Raw genomic sequence first — 16,284 nt, 5'->3', positions numbered from 1 at the left:
CCGTGTAACGCGCTAAGGTTCTGCTCCCCGCTGCGTACAATCTTGCTGCTCCGCCGCACGGGGATCGCTGGCGGCCGGCACCCGTGACCTGACGAGTAACACGATGGCTGATTTACCGATCGATGACCTAAACGTTGCCTCCAACGAGACCTTGATCACCCCAGATCAGCTCAAGAAGGAAATTCCCCTGAGCGCTGCGGCGCTCAAGACCGTAACTGCGGGCCGCGAAGTGGTGCGCAATATCCTCGATGGCAAGGATCACCGCCTGTTCGTGGTTATCGGCCCTTGCTCGATCCACGACATCAAGGCGGCGCATGAGTACGCCGAGCGCCTCAAGGTTCTCGCTGCTGAGGTGTCCGACACCTTGTACCTGGTCATGCGTGTGTACTTCGAAAAACCACGCACAACGGTCGGCTGGAAAGGCTTGATCAACGATCCTTACCTGGACGACTCGTTCAAGATCCAGGATGGCCTGCACATTGGTCGCCAACTGTTGCTGGACCTGGCAGAGATGGGCCTGCCCACTGCTACCGAGGCCCTTGACCCGATCTCCCCGCAATATCTGCAAGACTTGATCAGTTGGTCGGCGATCGGCGCACGCACCACCGAATCCCAGACTCACCGCGAAATGGCTTCGGGCCTGTCTTCGGCCGTAGGCTTCAAGAATGGCACCGATGGCGGCCTTACCGTCGCGATCAACGCCCTGCAGTCGGTCTCCAGCCCACATCGTTTCCTGGGTATCAACCAGGAAGGTGGCGTATCCATTGTTACCACCAAGGGCAACGCCTATGGTCACGTGGTATTGCGCGGTGGCAATGGCAAGCCGAACTACGATTCGGTCAGCGTCGCTCTGTGCGAACAAGCACTGGCCAAAGCCAAGATCAAACCCAACATCATGGTCGACTGCAGCCACGCCAATTCCAACAAGGACCCGGCACTGCAACCGCTGGTGATGGAGAACGTTGCCAACCAGATCCTCGAAGGCAACCAGTCGATTATCGGCCTGATGGTCGAGAGTCATCTGAACTGGGGCTGCCAGGCAATTCCGAAGGACCTCAACGACCTGCAGTACGGTGTATCGATCACCGACGCCTGCATCGACTGGGATGCCACCGAGAAAACCCTACGTAGCATGCATACCAAGCTCAAGGACGTCCTGCCCAAGCGCGACCGCGCCTGACAGACACACACAAAAACGCCGGGCAATGCCCGGCGTTTTTGTGTGTGTGCGTTAAATGACAGCTGCGGCTGCCCTTCGCGATTCTCAGGCCTTGGTGGAGTGACGCTGCTGACGCTCCATGTAGCGCTCAACATACGAGCATGACGGAATCACGGTGTAACCCATGTCTTCGGCATACTGCAGCGCCTTTTCGGTCAGCGCAGCAGCAATACCCCTGCCCCGCAACGCATTGGGAACAAAGGTGCGGTAAATATCCAGGGTTTGCTTACCCAAGTCCATGTAGGTCAGGTAAGCACGATGACCGTCCACATTGGTCTCGAACTGATGACCAGCCTGGTCATGGTGGATGGACAACGCCTCGCTCATCATTACTCCTCGCGGGTCTTGTAATCTGACCCTACCTTACCGATGTTTGTCCGGCGAAGGAACCTCTACGCCACCCCGTGCCCGTTTGGACAGCAAGAACAGCCTGGTCGTTCTCTGGTAAAAGAGCACGTACAAATAGTAGGCGCCCAAGGCCCGTATGCTCAAGGCATCTGGTCATAAATTTCATGTACTTCTAGCCAGTGGACCAGGCAGCGGGCAGCGGCCTGAACAGTTGCCGGATGTTGTAATGCTAAGACGTTTGATGACACTTAAAGTCACCGCTAGTTCAACAAAAAAACACACTTGCTACACTTGAATACAGCCGCTACGGCGGCGCCTTCACGGTTTTTTTTCAAAAACTGGGTAGGCCCCAGGACAGGCGTATTTTTTTGCAGTTCTTGCGCTCTGTCAGTTTACTTACTACAAGTAATGGGTACTATGTACACCGGCTAGTTTCTCTTTTCTGAGAGATGGCTATTTAATAGAAAGTCCTTGAAGGGGAACACGATGAACAACGTTCTGAAATTTTCTGCTCTGGCTCTGGCCGCAGTTCTGGCTACCGGTTGCAGCAGCGTATCCAAAGAAACCGAAGCTCGTCTGACCGCTACCGAAGACGCAGCTGCTCGTGCACAAGCTCGCGCTGACGAAGCCTACCGCAAAGCTGACGACGCTCTGGCTGCTGCTCAAAAAGCACAACAGACCGCTGACGAAGCTAACGAGCGCGCTCTGCGTATGCTGGACAAAGCCAGCCGTAAGTAATTATCCCTCGGGATTTTTATTTGGAGCCGACCCACTTGTGGGTCGGCTTTTTTATTGCCGACAAGAAAGTAAGCCGATAGAAACGACGAGGCCTGCACAATGGCAGGCCTCGGGTGCGAACTCTTGCAGGTTATTGCATGTCTAGCGGCACGCTAGAAACCATAGGCTGCTGACCTGTGGTTGGTACGGCGATTTCTACCGGCATGCCGTCTTCCGCAGCAACCACGTCGCGCACCATGTCCCAGTTCATGCGCAGGTTGTTAGCCAGGTCTTCGCGCTTGAGCAATGTGTTGATTACCGCAGTGTGCTTGTCGACTACCGATGGATCACCCTTGTCATCCAGCGGCGTGTGCGCCTCGAGGTAGACCTTGCCCGCGCTGACACCGAACTTGTACGGCTCGTTGATAATGCGCACCGCGACACCCACCGGCGCCATTTTGGCCAACTCCAGCACGTTGTTGTTGAACATGCGGAAGCAACCGTGGCTGGTGCGCATGCCAATACCGAACTTCTTGTTCGAACCATGGATCAGGTAGCCCGGTACGCCCAACGTAAACTTGAACGGGCCTAACGGGTTGTCCGGGCCTGCCGGCACTACTGTAGGCAGAATGTCACCGTCTTCTGCGTGTTCCTTGCGGATGGACGCCGGTGGTGTCCAGGTCGGGTTCGGCGTTTTGGCCGTGACCTTGGTGTTGGCAATCGGCGAACCCCAGCCTTCACGGCCGATACCCAACGGATAGGTGTGCACTACGTTTTGCCCTTTCGGGTAGTAGTACAGGCGGTATTCGGCCAGGTTGATGACAATGCCTTCACGCGGGCCCGGCGGCAGGATGAAGCGGGTTGGCAGGATGATCTCGGTGCCAGCGCCAGGTAGCCAGGGGTCGACCCCCGGGTTGGCGGCGATCATTTCCAGGTAGCCCAGGTCGTTGGCAGTGCCGATATCGGCGAAGGTGTCTTCGTACTTGGCTTTTATCACCTGAACCTGGCCAATGACGTCCTCGCCTGGAGGAGGCAAGGGAAACTCCAGCGCGGCAACGGGACCTGCCGCCAGCAGGGCGGCCAGGGACAGGCAACGGGTGACGGCGGGAAAGCGCGGCAACATCCGGGAAATCCTTCGCAAATTCATTGAGGTCAAGAGAGCGATTGTACACCGCCCCCAGCACAATCGGGAGTCATCCCGGACGCAGAAGGCGATGCAGGGGATGAAAGGCTGTTTTGAGCTATTACAGCTGCGGCCAGATCGGCCGGGTTCCACGACGCTGGGCATCGAGAATCGCCCGACACAACGAGCACAGGCGCTGATCGCGGTAGATCGCGCGCTCGACCGCCGACCAGCGCGGCTGCGCCGGCAGCAAGGTGCCACACAGGGTGCGGTCGGCCGAACCTCCCAGCTCAAGCTGACGGGCCACCAGGTGAACGCGGATCTCCTGGCAGGCGAACAGGTCAAGCTGTTCGTCAGGCTCGATCAATTGATAGGCAAACAGGGACCAGGCGGGACGCGGCATCGGGGGCTCCAAATCGGGGGCGCCACATTAGCCGAAAGCCGGTCAGTATAAAAGCGTCAAAGCAGCGGTTTTAGCTGCGGCCAGGCATTTTCCAACAAACGGGCCTGGGCACTCTGCCCTGGATGAATGCCATCCGCCTGCATCAGTTCGGGCACTCCGCCCACGCCTTCGAGGAAAAATGGCACCAGGGGCACCTTTTTTTCACTCTGCAAGTCGGTGAAGACCTGCGCAAAGGCCTCGGTGTAGCGTTTGCCGTAATTAGGCGGCAAACGCATACCCAACAAGAGTACCTTGGCACCTGATTGGCGAGCGCTGTCGATCATCGAGGCAAGATTTTGTTGCAATTGTTTAGGCAACTGTCCACGCAAGCCATCGTTGCCCCCCAGCTCCAATACCACCAGCGTCGGCTTGTGCTCTGCAAGCAGCGCCGGCAGCCGCGCCTGGCCGCCTGCGCTGGTATCCCCACTGATCGAAGCGTTGATCACTTTTGCATCAAAACCCTCGGATTTCAGGCGTTGTTCCAGCAAAGCAACCCAACCTTGGCGGGTATCCAGGCCGAAAGCGGCACTGATACTATCGCCAACAATCAGCACGGTACCCGCTGCTGCGCCCTGCGCCATGCACATCAAGGCCAGGCCAGCACTCAATAACCACACTCGCATCGGATTCTCCATGGGCCCCAGCATTCTCACTGCGCGGAACCTTAGCAAAGTGGTTCCCAGCGCGGAAGGCGACCTGACCATCCTGCACGAACTTTCACTGGAATTGAAACAAGGCGACAGCCTCGCCATCGTCGGAGCCTCGGGTTCGGGAAAATCGACACTACTGGGCCTGCTGGCTGGCCTGGACTTGCCCAGTGCCGGCTCCGTCACCCTCGCAGGGCAAGACCTCGGCCAACTGGACGAAGACCAGCGGGCCCGGGTACGGGCCGAACATGTAGGGTTTGTGTTCCAGTCGTTCCAACTGCTCGACAGCCTCAATGCCTTGGAAAACGTCATGCTACCCCTGGAACTCGACGGTCGCCGCGATGCACGTGAGCATGCTCGCAGCCTGCTCGAACGGGTCGGCCTGGGCCAGCGCCTGAGCCATTCGCCGCGCCAGTTGTCCGGTGGCGAGCAGCAACGCGTTGCCATTGCCCGGGCCTTTGCCGCCGAACCTGCAGTCCTGTTCGCCGATGAACCCACCGGTAACCTCGACAGCCACACCGGCGAACGAATCAGTGACCTGCTGTTCGAGCTGAACAAGGAGCGTGGTACCACCTTGGTACTGGTCACCCATGACGAGCGGCTGGCCCAGCGCTGCCGTCGCCTGATCCGCCTGGACGCCGGCCATCTGGTCGCGCCGTTGGAGCCCTGATGGCCCGCCTGCCGTTGTTCCGTTTATTTGCCCTGGCCTTGCGTCAGCTCCTGCGCGACGCCCGTGCAGGTGAACTGCGGGTATTGTTTTTCGCTCTGCTGGTAGCAGTCGCCGCCAGTACAGCCATCGGCTACTTCGGTGCGCGCCTCAACGGCGCCATGCTGCTACGCGCCACCGAGTTTCTTGGCGCCGACCTGGTACTGCAAGGCAGCTCGCCAGCCCAGGCCGAACAGATAACCAGCGGCAAATCCGTAGGCCTGTCGCATGCTCAGGTTGTCGAATTTTCCAGCGTGATTGCCACCGACAACGGCATCCAGTTATCCAGCGTCAAGGCCGCCGACAACGCCTACCCCCTGCGCGGCGAGTTACACAGCGCCGCCGAGCCCTATGCCAGCGAAATCAGCGGCGGCGGTCCCGCCCCTGGTGAAGCCTGGGTGGAGCCGCGTCTGCTGGCCGCGCTGAACCTGAACATCGGCGACACTATCGATGTTGGCATGAAAACCCTGCGCATGAGCCGGGTGCTGACTTTTGAACCTGACCGTGCTGGCAACTTCTACAGCCTGACGCCGCGCGTGTTGATCAACCTTGCCGACCTCGATGCCACGGGCGTGGTGCAACCAGGCAGTCGTGTCACTTACCGTGACCTCTGGCGCGGCGAGTCCGAGGCCTTGGCCAGTTACCGGAACAGTGTCAGCAAAACCCTGGCACCCAACCAGCGACTGCAAGACGCTCGCGACGGCAACCGGCAGATCGGCGGCGCGCTGGGCAAGGCCGAGCGCTATCTGAACATGGCCAGTCTGGTCGCGGTGCTGCTGGCCGGGGTAGCGGTGGCCTTGTCGGCCAGTCGCTTTGCCGCTCGTCGATTTGATGCCAGTGCCCTGCTGCGCTGCCTGGGGCTGTCACGACGCCAGGCCCTGAGCCTGTTCTGTCTGCAATTGGCAATACTCGGAAGCCTCGCGGCCCTGGGGGGCGCTGTGCTTGGCTGGCTGGCCCAACTGGGTCTATTCAAGCTACTGCAAGGCTTGATGCCCGCACAAATTCCGCCCGGAGGCCTGGCGCCGGCATTGGCCGGAGTCGCCACTGGACTGGTCGCCTTGGCAGGCTTTGCCTTACCGCCTCTGGCTGCACTGGGTCGGGTACCGCCGCTGCGGGTGCTGCGCCGCGATCTGCTACCGGTTCCGCCGAGCAGTTGGCTGGTTTACGGTGCAGCGCTGTTGGCACTGGCCCTGATTATGTGGCGCTTGAGCCTGGACCTTTTGCTGACCTTCGCCTTGCTCGGTGGTGGCCTGGTCGCCGCAGTGCTACTGGGTGGCTTGTTATTGCTTGGCCTGCGCAGCCTTCGACGCCTGCTTGCCGGCGCGCCCTTGGCCTGGCGCCTGGGCCTGGGTCAACTGTTGCGCCACCCACTGGCAGCCGCCGGACAATCCCTGGCCTTCGGCCTGATCCTGCTGGCCATGGCGCTGATCGCACTGCTGCGCGCCGAATTGCTCGACACCTGGCAAAACCAGCTTCCCAAGGACGCGCCGAATTATTTCGCACTGAATATCCTGCCCGACGACAAGAATACTTTCGCTCAGCGCTTGCATGAGTTCACTACCCAGGCTGCCCCTCTCTTTCCCGTAATTCCGGGGCGCCTGACCGAAATCAACGGCCAGGCCGTGCAGCAGATCGTCAGCAAGGAATCCACCGGTGACCGCGCAGTGCAACGCGACCTGAGCCTGACCTGGGCAGCCGAGCTGCCACAGGGCAACGCCCTGAGCGAAGGCCAGTGGTGGCAGGCCAGCCCCGCTATCGACAGTGACCTTCCTGGGGTGTCGGTGGAAGCCGAACTGGCCCAGAGCCTGAAGCTGAAAATGGGCGACCAGCTCACGTTCAGTATTGGCGGCCAGCAACGCCAGGCAGTGGTCAGCAGCTTGCGCACGGTCAACTGGGACAGCTTCCAGCCCAACTTCTACATGATCTTCCAACCCGGCACCCTGCAAGACCTGCCCACTACCTACCTGACCAGTTTCTTCCTCGCGCCGGGTCATGATCAGCAGGTGGTAGCCCTGTCGCGGGCGTTCCCGGCAGTCACAATCCTGCAGGTTGATGCATTGCTCGAACAATTACGCAGCATTCTCGCCCAGGTCACGCTGGCGGTTGAGTATGTGCTGTTGTTCGTGCTTGCCGCAGGGCTGGCCGTGTTGTTTGCCGGACTGCAAGCCACGCTGGACGAGCGCATTCGCCAAGGTGCACTGCTGCGCGCCCTCGGTGCTGGGCGCAGCCTGTTGATCAAGGCGCGGCGTATCGAGTTCGGTCTACTGGGCGCAGCCAGCGGATTGTTGGCGGCGATCGGCTGCGAATTGATTACCCTGCTGCTATATCGCTACGCCTTCGACCTGAGCTGGAGCCCGCATCCATGGCTACTGCTGTTGCCAGTGATCGGTGCGCTGCTGATTGGCGGCGCCGGGGTGTACGGCACTCGTCGTGCGCTCAATGCCAGTCCGTTGGCCGTGTTGCGCGAAGGGTGATCACTTCTCGTAATCGATGGCGTTGATCCACCAACACATTTCTCCGGAAGGGGTCTGGACCACGACTTCGTCGCCGACCTCCTTCTTCAACAATGCCCGGGCCATGGGCGAGTCAATCGAGATGTAGTCCATGCGCCCGTAAATCTCGTCATAGCCGACGATTCGAAAACGCTTGGTCTGGCCTTCTTCGTTCTCGATCTCGACCCAGGCGCCAAAAAACACCCGCCCCTCCTGCTCTGGCGAATACTCCACCACTCGCATGTCTTCCAGGCGCTTGCGCAGGTAGCGCACACGCCGGTCGATTTCTCGCAACAGTTTTTTGTTGTACTGGTAATCGGCGTTTTCACTACGGTCGCCCAGCGATGCCGCCCAGGTCACTTTCTGGGTGATATCCGGGCGCTTGACCCGCCATAGATGGTCCAGCTCCTGCTTCAGGGCTTCATGACCTTCCTTTGTGATGATTTGGGTGCTCAACGATTCTCTCGCTTGTAGGTGAAGGATCGACCCCGCACCGATGCTGCGGCGAAGTTCGGACTCAACCGCGGGTGATCAAGCCTTGCCGCGCAACGCGGGTCAGGTGAGCGATCACCTCGGCGGCGTCTTCGGCACTTGGCGACTGAATTACAGCCAAGTCGAAGCGGTCGCTGGCAAACTGGTCGAGGGAAGCGCGGGTATCGGCGAACTGGATCAAAAATGCAGTGGCGCTGCCTTTGCGGCGCGGCCAACCATCGAGAAAGCGAAGAAGTGTAGGCTGATGGCTACCGCCCAGCAGGATGCGCGGCACGCGAGTGGCCTGGCTAGCAGGCAGAGGGGTCAAACAGACACTGGTACGTGGACAACTCATGGAGTATTTCTCCGCCTCGCAGATCCCGCTGGGCTGCGGTGGGAGGCGTCACCGAACCAGCGCTTTAGCGGTATTTGGTGAAACCTTTTTGGTTCCTCCTGCGCCCCGCAAGTAGCTGTTTAAATCGGCGCAAGTCAGCATCCTAGAGAAGCTGCGGGCAGAATGTCAACCCGGATAAAGCGTCCCCAGTGATCTGCACGCATACGGACAGACGCCAATCACTTGCGCCGTTGTTGCTCAAGCGACAGCCGCTCGCGATCAAATGCCAGGAAATATTTGTTCACGCTGTTCACATAACTGACCGGCCCCATCCCCACCTGCTCCATGGCGATACGCTCGGTCTGGAAAAACCACTGGTTGCCGTTGAGCCCACGCCTGCGAGCTTCGGCACGCATGGCTTGAACCCGCTCCGGCCCCAGGTTGTAGGCAGCCAGGGTGAACGCCATGCGCTCACGCTCGTTGAGCTGGTTGCTGGAAAAGAACTTGCGCCGAATCAGTGCCATGTACCGCGCGCTGGCCTGCACATTACCGTCGACATTGCTGATATTGCTCACACCCACCCGCTGGGCCGCACTCGAGGTAATCTGCATCAACCCATGGGTTCCCCCGGCACCTCGGGCCGCGGGGTTCAACGAGGACTCCTTGAAGGCTACGGCAGCCAGGTTCAACCAATCGATATTCTGCTCGCTGGCATGGCGTTGCAACACTGGACGCAACGCTTCCAGGCGTTTGCGATCCTTGCGCGCCAGCGGGTTGTGAACCCGGTACAGGCGCCGGTAGATACGCTCAAAAGCCGCGTCCTGGTTCGCCGGTGGTCGATAGCCTTGGAGGAAGCGGTCAACACTGGCGTGCAGCATTACCGCATCGCGTCGCACATACCAGCGCATGGCCTCGGGAGCGGCTACCTGCACTTTGCGATCGATACGCAGCTTGGGCATGACCCTGGCCCAGCGTTCGGCAATCGGCTGTTCGACCACCGTTAGATGAAAAATGCCGGCTTGAACCATCTCGAGTACATCTTCCACCGCCAACGTAGGATCGACCCATTCGATTTTGATCGGCGGCAACTTGCGTAAGGCCAGCTTCTGGTTGATCTCATGCAAGGTATCTCCGGCGGCGCTGGCACTGGTCAGGGCCAAGGTTCGGCCAGACAACTGTTCGACCCGCTGGAAACTGCGCTCCCCCTTGCGTCCGACCAACACCATCTGAACGTTATCCACCACCGGATCGCTGGCGACCAGCCCGCGTGTGGAAGTCGGATCGAGCAACTCGCCCGGCGCCGCTAAGTCGGCCTCACCACGCTGCAATGCAGCCAACAACTGCTCCTTGGCTCGGGGGATGATTTTCAGGCGAATTTCCTGACCATCGCGTGCGCGAGCGTTAAGGTAATGCTCCAAGGCACGCAGGCGATGGTATTCAACCCCCACCGACTCGCCTTTGACTTCACCGGAACTATTGCGACTCTGATTGACCAGTACCTTGAGCACCCGGCTGCTGCGAATCTGTGCAAGGTCTCGAACCTGGGTCTTGACCGTCGACTGTTGTGGCCCGGGCAAACGCGCACTCGCAGGCCCTGCCTGCAGCAGCCCTAGGCTAAGCACAATCAACAGAAACAGCGCTCGGGTCATCCGATGCAAGGTCCGCGCGTGTGGGGTTGGCGCCATAGTGTGCGGTCGTTCCATGACAATTGACCGCAAAAGACCACGACAACTCATTGAAGTTCTTCGATTTATCGAAATCCTTCGAGCTTTGCTATGCTGGCCGGCCACCGGCCTGAGGTAGCACCATGCAACTCATCGACATCGGCGTCAATCTGACCAACCCAAGTTTTGCCGACAAGCACCAAGCGATTCTCGATCGTGCCCAAGCCGCCGGTGTGGTGCAAATGCTGGTCACAGGCACCAGCCTTGAGGGTAGCGAGCAAGCGTTGGAACTGTGCCTGGCGCTGGATGAAAGCGGCCAGCGCTTGTTCAGCACCGCCGGGGTACATCCCCATGACGCCAGTAGCTGGAACGCTGCTAGCGCGCCCAACTTGCGCGCTTTGCTGGTGCAACCGCGCGTGCGTGCAGTGGGTGAATGCGGGCTCGACTTCAACCGTGACTTTTCGCCGCGCCCTCAACAAGAAAAAGCCCTGGAGGAGCAACTGGCCCTGGCGGCCGAACTGCAGATGCCGGTGTTTCTCCATGAGCGCGATGCCAGCGAGCGGCTGTTGGCAATCCTCAAAGACTATCGCGACCGCCTGCCCGCCGCGGTCGTGCACTGTTTCACCGGCGAACGCAGCGCCCTGTTCGGCTACCTGGATCTTGATCTGCACATAGGCATCACTGGCTGGATCTGCGATGAACGTCGCGGCACCCACTTGCACCCGTTGGTCAGCAGTATCCCCGAAGGCCGTCTGATGCTGGAGAGTGATGCCCCCTACCTGCTGCCACGCAGCCTGCGACCAAAGCCCAAGAGCGGCCGCAACGAACCGGCATTCCTCACGGAAGTATTGCGCGAAGTTGCGCTGCATCGTGGCGAAAGCCCCGAGCGACTTGCCGCTCATACTAGTGCTTGCGCCCGCAGTTTCTTTGGCTTGCCCGTGATTATTTGACGCATATCAACACACAACCTGTGCGCTGCGGCACAATGATGGCACCTTGCCAATAATGTTTGTTTCCGCTCAATCAGAGAAGACCTTCCATGGGTGCCTGGCTTAGCAATATCTCCTTGAAATACAAGTTCTGGGCCGTCAACGCAGTGGCCTTCGTAACGACGTTGTTCGTGGTGCTGTATGCCGTACATCTTGAGCAGCAGGCCCGGGCACAGGAAGCCCAGGTCAGAGCCGAATCGCAGGCCCAATTGCTGGCTGCCTGGCCTGCAGGCCAAGCCCTGCCGCACAACCCCTTGTGGTTGCAGTACGCCCCTGGGCAAGCGCCGTCCTTTGCCGATGAAAACCTTGAGGCCCTGGCCAATGCCCAGGGTTGGGTAGAACTGCACGGCCTGGCACTGACTGGCACCAACCCAGTGAGCGGCGCCCAGGTCATCAGCCGCGAAGGCCAACAGATCGCTGTCCTTGCGCCCTCCCCCAGCCTGCTACAGGTGTTTACCGACCGTTTCGCCAATTACGCGATCTGCGTCCTGATCCTGATGCTGGCCATGCTCTGCGCCTCGCAGTTGCTGATCCGCTTCTTGCTCAGCCAGCTCAACACCCTCAAGGATGTGATGCTGCATGTGGAAAAGACCGGCGACCTCTCGGCGCGGGTCCCCTTGTCCTGCGGCGATGAAGTCGGCCAGATGGCCAGCGCATTCAATGCCATGCAGACCACCTACCACCGCGTGGTCAACACCGTTGCGCGTACGGCTGCACAGCTCGATTCAGGTGCTGCGCGCCTGGCCTCGAGCATGAACGATGTACGCCACGGGATGCTCGGGCAGCAGAGCGAAACCGATCAGGCCGCCACTGCTATCAACGAAATGACCGCCACCGTTTACCACATTGCCCAACACGCCGGTGCGACCCGGGACTTGTCGCAGACTGCCGACACGCTGGCTGGCAGTGGCCAGGAAGTGGTCAGCCGGGTGCAGACTTCGATCTCAGGATTGTCCAGTGGTGTACAGCAAACAGCCGAGATGATTCGCCAACTGGCCAAGGATAGCCAGAAGATCAATGGTGTAGTCAGCGTCATCCACAGCATTGCCGAACAGACCAACCTGCTGGCCCTCAACGCGGCTATCGAAGCCGCCCGCGCCGGTGACCTGGGCCGCGGCTTTGCCGTTGTCGCCGACGAAGTGCGCAACCTGGCCAAGCGCGTGCAGGCCTCCACCGACGAAATCACCACCATGGTTTCAGCGCTGCAGGCAGGCACCCGCGATGCCGTGGACTTCATGCAGGAAAGCTCATTCAAGGCTGACGATTGCGTGCAACAGGCTCAGGAGGCAGGGGCCGCCCTGGCCGAGATCACCAGCGCCGTGGCGCAGATGCGTGAAAGCAATACCCAGATTGCAGTCGCCGCCGAGCAACAAAGTCAGGTAGCAGAAGAAATGAATCGCGCGGTGGTGAGCATTCGTGACGTCACCGAGGAGACCGTGCAACAGACCGTCGATTCGGCCACCACCAGCAGCGAGCTGGCCACCCTCGCTGGCGAGCTCAACAAGGCCATTGGCCAACTAAAGCTATAAGCCTCATAGCTGGCGCTCATTGGCCCCCTTGCGGGGGCCGCACTATTCTTCAGGCATAACCCTGAGGATTTGCCCATGAGCAAACGCTTACCCAATCTGCACGCCTGGCAATGGCGCGGCTATCACCACAACCACCGCAACCCGACCAACCTGGTGCTGCATTTGATCGCCGTGCCGTTGTTCATCCTGGGTGTGCTGCTGGTGCTGTCCGGATTGTTCTCCCTGGACCTCGCGCAACTGGCCGTCGGCATTATCGCCTTGATCGCGGCCCTTGGCCTGCAACGCCAGGGCCATCGCCTCGAAAAACAACAGCCGGAGCCCTTCAGCAGCCGTAAGGATGCCGTCGGGCGACTGCTGGTCGAGCAGTTCATTACTTTTCCGCGCTTCGTCCTTAGCGGTGCATGGTGGCGCGCCTGGCGGGACCGCCATCGCCACTGAAGGTTTGCATGCAAGGCTCAGGCAAAGACGGTCACTGTCTGCCGGCTGATGGCCAGTAATTCGCCCTTGTCGGTCCACAGGGCCGACGCTGCATGGCCGTAACCATCGCGGGCATGTTCTGTTTGCACGCAGTATTTGCACCAGTCCAGGGTGGTCAGGCTCGGCACTGGCTGAACGAACTCGATGGTCCATGTCAGGGTGCTGCCTGCCGCTGGCCGTTTCAGGTGCGAGAGCAAGGTCGGTGGCCAGGCATCTACCAATGCCAGCAGGTGCGCTTCACTCAAGGTTTCGTCACCACCTTCGTCGCGCAACCTCACCCATCCGCCCATGCTGCGCGAGTGGTTGTTGCTGAAAGGAATACCGCCAATCGCCCAGCGCAGCGATACATGCTGCATGAACTCGGGAGTTATTCCCTTGATGTAAGGGAGTTCGGTCGCGGACTCGTCCACACTGCGCATTTCCACAGCAGGCAATGCTGCAACGTCGACCACTGACTCACGCCCGCCACCAAAACTGCCCTGCATCAGGGTGACTACCTGACCGTTCTGCATGGCACGGCCGAGCAGCGAACTGACTGCCTTGCCTTCGCGCAGCAGTTCCACCTCGAAACTGATCGGCACATCCGGCTCGGCGGGCCCGACAAAGGTGATAGCCAGGGAGCGCACCGGACGTCCAGGTGATGTCTTGGCACGCATGGTTTCGTATAGCAGTGCCGCCATCAAACCGCCAAAACAGGCACGCCCCTGCGCCCAGCTGGCAGGAATGGAGACTGCCTGGGGATGCAGACGGACTGCCTTGAGTAATTGCGAGAAATTCATGCCGACTTCATCCGTGGGAAAAATCCGATCTTAACCAGCACAGCCGGCAGCGACAGCCCGCATTTCGGCCATATAAGCGGCTTATCGCTGCTTAAGCACCACGAGTAAGCGTTCCAGCGTCACATCAGCCCGTTGTTCGGCGTCGTGCAACTGTGCCTGCCAGTGATCGACACAAGGCCTGAGGTCATGCTGCTGGTCGGCTTGCAACAGCCATTGCAAATGGTCATGCCAACTGCCCAAATCGCTTTGCGCGGCTTTGAGCAAGCGCCGCAGGCGGCGCCCGGCGTGCTCCAGTTGCGGATAGGCTTGCGCGCCATAGCGCACGCGCTTGATCAGCAGACGCAGACGGTGTCGATCGTGGGCCGGGTCCTGCAACGCCTCGCCGAGCTTGTCCCACTGTTTCTCCAGGCGCTTGTCGATACGCCGGTGCAAGCGGCGGATCAAACCCTCGCGCTCAGCTGCCCGCAGAAAAATCGGAAAGGCGTCGATAATTGCCAGCAAACGCCCCAACTCGGCACTCTCGGCAACGCTGGCAAAAGTTGCCTGACGATGCACCAGGCGCGTCTGTGCCGCCACCATCTGCTCGCGTTCGAGCAACTGCGCCGCAAGTACCTCGCGATCACGCAACGGAGTCGTCAGATTGCCCAGCGCTTTTGCCGCCCCTTCAAGCTGCTCGACGCCGGGCAGCTCACGCAATGGTCGCAGCAAGCTGCGCAAACGCCGAGTGGCGATGCGCAGGTCGTGCAACGCTTCGCCGTCGGTGTCAGCCGCCAGACGCGCCTGACAGCTGAGCAAACGAATCTGCAAGGCCAGTACCTGGGCAATCACATGGTCGAGCATGACCGACATGGTGTTCTCCTTAGTCAGCGACCCGCGCGCGATTCACGAATATAGAAACGGGCCTTTTCCGCCTTGTTGCTGCATCCTTCAAAGGCTTCGAACTGCTGCTGGGTCTTGGCTCCGGTCAACAATGACAACGCCTTGGAATAGCTGACTGTTCCGGCGAAACCTTCAGCCTTGGCCAGGTCCAGTTCCTTCCAGGCCGAATCCAACTGATTGGCGCAACTATCGCGATAGGCAGTCTTGCCAGCGCAGCCGGTCAGGACCAGAGCAATCAGAGGCAGGCAAATCCAGGCTTTCATCGGTAATACCTCAAAATAAATACACAAAGTGGCGTGTTCGACGACCAGAAAGAACAAAAGTGCCCTGCAAAGCGTAGCGCAGCGCTAATGACGATTGAAGCACAGACACGAAAGGGCGCATTGTTAGACCATCGACGCAGTCAAGCCGGGAACCATCATGAGTAAACGCGTGGCATTGGTACTGGGCTCGGGCGGAGCCCGAGGGTATGCGCATATCGGCGTGATCGAGGAGTTGGAACGACGGGGCTATGACATCGCCTGCGTGGCCGGCTGTTCGATGGGCGCGGTGATTGGCGGCATTTATGCTGCCGGCAAGCTGGATGAGTATCGCAACTGGATCGAAAGCCTGGATTACCTGGATGTGCTGCGTTTGGTGGATGTGAGCTTTCGCCTGGGCGCCATTCGCGGGGAAAAGGTGTTTGGCCAGATTCGCAAAATTGTCGGTGAAATTAACATCGAAGAGCTGCGCATTCCTTACACAGCAGTAGCTGCAGACCTCACCAACCAGCAGGAAATCTGGTTTCAGGAAGGCTGCCTGCATCAGGCCATGCGTGCTTCGGCAGCAATCCCCAGCCTGTTCACCCCGGTGGTGCAAGGTAACCGTATGTTGGTCGACGGCGGAATTCTCAACCCCTTGCCAATCATTCCGGTGGTTTCCAGCCACTGCGACCTGATCATTGCGGTGAACCTCAACTCGACCAACCAGAAACAGTATCAATTGCCGGTGATCGAACGGCCGGCCGCCTTCAAGTTGCGGTTTGATAACCTGATCAGCTCTCTGGGCTCACACCTGCCGTTCCGACGCAAACAAGCTGAACAACTGATGCGCATCCAACAAGAGTTCGAGCCCCAGGCGGTGCATGTTCCCAACCCCTGGCTCAGTGATGCAGCCGATCCTGAAGCCCAGCAACCGGCTGCAGCGCCGGAAACGGACGGTGCACCGAAATCAGCGACGGGGTCGTTCATCATCGACAACGTCGGCCCTGCTTCACTGCTGGACTTGATCAACCAGAGCTTCGAGGTCATGCAAACTTCGTTGGCGCAATACAAGATTGCCGGTTATCCACCGGATGTGTTGATCAACGTGCCCAAGCGGGTATGTCGCTTCTTCGAGTTTTACAAGGCGCCGGAGTTGATCGCCCTGGGGCGGGAGATTGCTCGCGATACGTTGGATAACTATGAGGCGGAGCGGCGCTGAGCGTAAT

The 16,284-nt window shown here is 59.7% G+C and carries 18 protein-coding genes; 8 read left to right on the top strand and 10 right to left on the bottom strand.

The window, feature by feature from the left end; translation table 11 throughout:
- The first annotated feature begins 103 nt into the window (after positions 1–103).
- Positions 104–1,180 carry a 3-deoxy-7-phosphoheptulonate synthase gene (locus V0R60_RS14360; RefSeq protein ID WP_330079414.1) on the top strand — a complete coding sequence of 359 codons (1,077 nt, stop codon included), beginning with the start codon at positions 104–106 and terminating at the stop codon, positions 1,178–1,180.
- 84 nt (positions 1,181–1,264) lie between these two features.
- Here V0R60_RS14360 and V0R60_RS14355 read toward each other — a convergent pair whose 3' ends face one another.
- Positions 1,265–1,546, bottom strand: coding sequence for a GNAT family N-acetyltransferase (locus V0R60_RS14355; RefSeq protein WP_136475380.1), 282 nt, complete (start codon positions 1,544–1,546; stop codon positions 1,265–1,267).
- Positions 1,547–2,053: 507 nt separating this feature from the next.
- On the opposite strand from V0R60_RS14355, the gene oprI reads away from it, so the two are divergent.
- Positions 2,054–2,305 carry an outer membrane lipoprotei OprI gene (gene oprI, locus V0R60_RS14350; RefSeq protein ID WP_003259780.1) on the top strand — a complete coding sequence of 84 codons (252 nt, stop codon included), beginning with the start codon at positions 2,054–2,056 and terminating at the stop codon, positions 2,303–2,305.
- 130 nt (positions 2,306–2,435) lie between these two features.
- On the opposite strand, the gene V0R60_RS14345 is transcribed toward oprI, so the two are convergent.
- The 3 genes from V0R60_RS14345 to V0R60_RS14335 all read right to left on the bottom strand — a co-directional run bounded on the left by V0R60_RS14345 (position 2,436) and on the right by V0R60_RS14335 (position 4,472).
- Positions 2,436–3,407, bottom strand: a complete 972-nt coding sequence (locus V0R60_RS14345) for a L,D-transpeptidase family protein (protein ID WP_203476604.1) — start codon at positions 3,405–3,407, stop codon at positions 2,436–2,438.
- A gap of 121 nt (positions 3,408–3,528) precedes the next feature.
- Positions 3,529–3,810 (bottom strand): hypothetical protein, encoded by a 282-nt coding sequence (locus tag V0R60_RS14340; RefSeq protein WP_136475378.1) that lies wholly within the window; start codon positions 3,808–3,810, stop codon positions 3,529–3,531.
- Between the two features lie 56 nt (positions 3,811–3,866).
- Positions 3,867–4,472 carry an arylesterase gene (locus tag V0R60_RS14335; RefSeq protein WP_136475377.1) on the bottom strand — a complete coding sequence of 202 codons (606 nt, stop codon included), beginning with the start codon at positions 4,470–4,472 and terminating at the stop codon, positions 3,867–3,869.
- Positions 4,473–4,482: 10 nt separating this feature from the next.
- Between V0R60_RS14335 and V0R60_RS14330 the strand changes: the two genes are divergently transcribed.
- Positions 4,483–5,166, top strand: a complete 684-nt coding sequence (locus V0R60_RS14330; RefSeq protein WP_136475376.1) for an ABC transporter ATP-binding protein — start codon at positions 4,483–4,485, stop codon at positions 5,164–5,166.
- The gene (locus V0R60_RS14325; protein ID WP_330079413.1) at positions 5,166–7,676 is read left to right on the top strand and encodes an ABC transporter permease; all 2,511 of its coding nucleotides are present in this window, start codon (positions 5,166–5,168) and stop codon (positions 7,674–7,676) included. The genes V0R60_RS14330 and V0R60_RS14325 overlap by 1 nt, the downstream gene beginning before the upstream one ends.
- Here the strand turns inward: V0R60_RS14325 and greB are convergent, their stop codons facing one another.
- The 3 genes from greB to V0R60_RS14310 form a co-directional block, all read right to left on the bottom strand.
- Positions 7,677–8,150, bottom strand: coding sequence for a transcription elongation factor GreB (gene greB / locus V0R60_RS14320; protein WP_136475374.1), 474 nt, complete (start codon positions 8,148–8,150; stop codon positions 7,677–7,679).
- A 61-nt stretch (positions 8,151–8,211) separates the two neighbouring features.
- Positions 8,212–8,520 (bottom strand): hypothetical protein, encoded by a 309-nt coding sequence (locus V0R60_RS14315; RefSeq protein WP_136475373.1) that lies wholly within the window; start codon positions 8,518–8,520, stop codon positions 8,212–8,214.
- Between the two features lie 218 nt (positions 8,521–8,738).
- On the bottom strand, positions 8,739–10,148 hold the full coding sequence (locus V0R60_RS14310; protein WP_136478902.1) for an MltF family protein: 1,410 nt from the start codon (positions 10,146–10,148) through the stop codon (positions 8,739–8,741).
- 158 nt (positions 10,149–10,306) lie between these two features.
- Here V0R60_RS14310 and V0R60_RS14305 point away from each other — a divergent pair, with 158 nt between their 5' ends.
- From V0R60_RS14305 to V0R60_RS14295, 3 genes are all read left to right on the top strand, one after another.
- Positions 10,307–11,113 carry a TatD family hydrolase gene (locus V0R60_RS14305; protein WP_330079412.1) on the top strand — a complete coding sequence of 269 codons (807 nt, stop codon included), beginning with the start codon at positions 10,307–10,309 and terminating at the stop codon, positions 11,111–11,113.
- Positions 11,114–11,202: 89 nt separating this feature from the next.
- On the top strand, positions 11,203–12,681 hold the full coding sequence (locus V0R60_RS14300) for a methyl-accepting chemotaxis protein (protein ID WP_330079411.1): 1,479 nt from the start codon (positions 11,203–11,205) through the stop codon (positions 12,679–12,681).
- A 75-nt stretch (positions 12,682–12,756) separates the two neighbouring features.
- On the top strand, positions 12,757–13,119 hold the full coding sequence (locus V0R60_RS14295) for an Mpo1-like protein (protein ID WP_136475370.1): 363 nt from the start codon (positions 12,757–12,759) through the stop codon (positions 13,117–13,119).
- A 17-nt stretch (positions 13,120–13,136) separates the two neighbouring features.
- Here V0R60_RS14295 and V0R60_RS14290 read toward each other — a convergent pair whose 3' ends face one another.
- From V0R60_RS14290 to V0R60_RS14280, 3 genes are all read right to left on the bottom strand, one after another.
- Positions 13,137–13,937, bottom strand: coding sequence for an acyl-CoA thioesterase (locus tag V0R60_RS14290; protein ID WP_330079410.1), 801 nt, complete (start codon positions 13,935–13,937; stop codon positions 13,137–13,139).
- A gap of 81 nt (positions 13,938–14,018) precedes the next feature.
- Positions 14,019–14,786: a CHAD domain-containing protein gene (locus tag V0R60_RS14285; RefSeq protein ID WP_330079409.1), complete on the bottom strand. Its 768-nt coding sequence runs from the start codon at positions 14,784–14,786 to the stop codon at positions 14,019–14,021.
- A 14-nt stretch (positions 14,787–14,800) separates the two neighbouring features.
- Positions 14,801–15,079, bottom strand: coding sequence for a hypothetical protein (locus tag V0R60_RS14280; RefSeq protein WP_136475367.1), 279 nt, complete (start codon positions 15,077–15,079; stop codon positions 14,801–14,803).
- A 157-nt stretch (positions 15,080–15,236) separates the two neighbouring features.
- Here V0R60_RS14280 and V0R60_RS14275 point away from each other — a divergent pair, with 157 nt between their 5' ends.
- On the top strand, positions 15,237–16,277 hold the full coding sequence (locus V0R60_RS14275; RefSeq protein WP_330079408.1) for a patatin-like phospholipase family protein: 1,041 nt from the start codon (positions 15,237–15,239) through the stop codon (positions 16,275–16,277).
- Positions 16,278–16,284: the final 7 nt, after the last annotated feature.

The sequence above is a fragment of the Pseudomonas auratipiscis genome (genome assembly GCF_036324085.1).
Classification (GTDB): domain Bacteria; phylum Pseudomonadota; class Gammaproteobacteria; order Pseudomonadales; family Pseudomonadaceae; genus Aquipseudomonas; species Aquipseudomonas auratipiscis.
The sequence above is the reverse complement of the archived record's forward strand: the minus strand, read 5'-3'. Positions and strand labels throughout refer to the sequence as shown.